Source organism: Ligilactobacillus aviarius subsp. aviarius DSM 20655 (assembly GCF_001436315.1).
Classification (GTDB): Bacteria; Bacillota; Bacilli; order Lactobacillales; family Lactobacillaceae; genus Ligilactobacillus; species Ligilactobacillus aviarius.
The window spans coordinates 1-3,026 of the sequence record NZ_AYZA01000013.1 but is presented as its reverse complement, the minus strand read 5'-3'; the positions used below and the strand labels follow the sequence as shown (position 1 = coordinate 3,026).

Annotated in this window: 1 pseudogene; it reads right to left on the bottom strand. The window is 41.5% G+C overall.

What is annotated here, in order from left to right:
• Window positions 1–3,026, bottom strand: a pseudogene (locus FC33_RS08375) (hypothetical protein); the annotation flags it as partial.

Sequence of the window (3,026 nt, the reverse complement as noted above, 5' to 3'; positions counted from 1 at the left end):
CAGAAATTCCAGCCGGGTTGATACCCATAGGTATTGATACCTTGTCTCATCCATAGCAACTTGGCTGGCACTGGGTTTTGGTTGTCATTTCCGTAATCTTGCGCACCAATTGACAAGAACTCTGCGTCCCCACCGGCATTGAATGCCAAACCGTTGTACCAACTTGGAGCACTAACCATTCCGACACGAGTAAAACCCCCAAGAACTTCATTCCCGTCTTTAAATGTCATTCCGTTTCCGTCAAAACGTGTGTACCAATCTCCATAACTAACACCCATTCCGCCACCGTCAATCTGAACGTGTGATCCATAAGCGTTCGTCCAACCTGAACGAACGAACTCGGTAGTATTTCCGACAAGTTTGTTGACGTCAAGGTTGATGATATTGACATTTCCAGCATTCAGTGTTCCAGCTGTGATTTTGTCAGCCGATAAATCAGTGATAGCAGCGCTCGGAATAAACGCATTGCCGCTGAAAACAACACTTGAAGCGTCTAAGAATAACTTCTTAGACTGAATCAATGTGCTGCCAGCTTGAATATTGATTTGTGAAAGCAAGTCGCCTTTCTGAACTCGCATATTGATGTCATCAGCCATTTGAGAAATCTTTGAAGCAATCGTTGAACCGCCGTTGTCTAAAGATAGATTGTCCAGCGCACCCCAATAAACGCCGTCCCCTTTGCTATTGTCTAACACGGTTTCGACACGGACATAAGCCGCATTGCTTGGCGGTGTGAATGACAAACTGAAATCTTGCCAGACGTTGTTGTTATCATACTTATAGTACGAAGCTTGGTTCTGAATTGCGTTTTTGTTACTATCGAAAAAGTGCATGTACACCATGAACGAACCGTTCAACTTCCCACCGTAACTAAGAAGACTCTTACCTTTGAACGTCAACGAATATTGAGCGTTAATTGGCAGATATTCCTTAGTGATTGCTTTGTTGATTGTTCCGTGTGGTGTATAGATTTGAAGATAGTAACCCCAGTCTTTGTTGTTGGTTACAACACTGAAATTATCCAAGTTTGGGCAAGTGTCCCAAGGGTCATAGTACTTTCCTAAATCGACATCACTGAAATCTCCGTCAGGATAGAACGGGCCAATATTCTGAACCACCGTTTGAAAAGCATTGCTTAATTGCGTGATTTGCGAAATATCAGCCTTGCTCTGAATGTTTGATTGCAAACTGTTTGCCGTTTGCCGCAAGTCCGAAATATCGTTCTTGTTGTCAGAAATGTTGCTTTCCATGCTGTCAGCACGTTGTTTCAATGACGAAATATCATTATTAGCATTCCCAATTTGACTGGTTAAGCTATCTGATGTTTGCTTTAATTGCGAAATCTGTCCGCTATGACTCTGAACGGTTGACGTCAAACTGCTGACGGTCTGTTCCACTGACGAAAGGTCATCTTGTGAAGCCATATCATAAGGGCTTGGAGACCAATCAGTGGCAACGTTGCCTTCTTCAAGTTTCATTTCAGCAATGAACATTGAACCATTAACCATATCGCAATTATTACGGTGTACAACACGAAAACGGGTATAGTCGCCAGTTTGCGTTGCCGTAAATGTGAAATGATAAAGAATAGCTTGGTTTGTCAGCGTGGTTGTTACTGTTCCCAATTCAAGTGTTGAATTTCCGTTGTTGGCATACAGTGTAACTAATTCATTGGCTTGTCTAGTATCGCCATAGTGCCATACATAAGCACTGAAAGTGTACTGTTTTCCTTGGATAATATGAACCGGCTTGTTATCCGGAGTTGGCATTGCGTTATCCAAGGAATGATTGCCGTTTGTTTGGTAAAGATGAATAATCTTTGTTTGCGGTTTGAACTGGTAATCGTTATAAGAATAGTCATCAATGATTTCAGTTCCACCCCAACAAATGTAACCAGTGTAATTTTGCGTTTCCGGCAATAAGTTTGTTCCACCAACTTTCATATTTGAAACGGTGCTTTGAACCTTGTCCGCCGTCTGTTTGATTACTGAAATGCTGTCATGATTATTCTTGACATCACTTTCAAGTCCACTTGCTGTTTGTTTAAGAGTTGAAATATCACCTTTATTATTCTGAACAATTGATTTTAACCCGTTGACCGTTTGTTCAACAGTACTCATATCAGTAGCTGTGGCACTATCTAATGGACTTGGACCCCATGCAGGCAGTTTGTCACCATATACCATAATCGGCAATGCAAACTGTGCTGACCCGTTCTGTGTCAAAAAGAAGTGAGCTCTGGCAAAGTGGCTATCTGAAGGTGGTTGCAAGCCTTCCATTTTTAAGAATTGCCAATCATGATTTCCGTAATATGTCCTATCATTGAAATCATTCCAATGATTTCTTCCTGATTTATTGTCGGCGTACCAATTGACGCCAAACGTTGCACCCCAATTTCCGTCTCCCGAGCTGTCAACATTGCTTGCTTTGACCCAAACCCCGATACTGATTGTCTGTCCTTTCTGCACCGGTATCAGGTCAGTAGCATTGAACTCGTTATAGTTTACAGAGCCTAAGCCACTTTGTGTCTTGGAGATGATTTTATGGTTACGAAATTCGTCATCATTGCTGATTTGCCAGCCATTCAAATTCCAATGGTATCCGCCTTGCTCAAAGTCGCTATTGACAATCAGGTTCTCGCCTGCATTCTGCATACTTGCCACCGTGCTTTGAATGCTTCCTGCAGTTTGTTTGATATTTGCAATATTATTCTTATTATCCTGAACGCTTGCCTGTAATCCTTGAGCCGTTTGTTTTAAGCTCGTTATATTTCCTTGAGCATCAGCAATTTGACTACTCAAACTATCATTCTTCTTTTGAATATCAATGATTGTTTTACCTTGTTGAACCGCCTGTGATTTAACATTACTTAAATCAGCCTCAACACCTTGCAAGCCTTGTTCCGTATTTTTTAAATCTTCCTGCGCTTGTGTGACATTCGATACCACTCCAGAAAGAGTATTTTTAGTATTTTGTAAATCTAATTTAGCCTGAGATAAATCAGATTGGTTCTGTTGTGCGGTCGT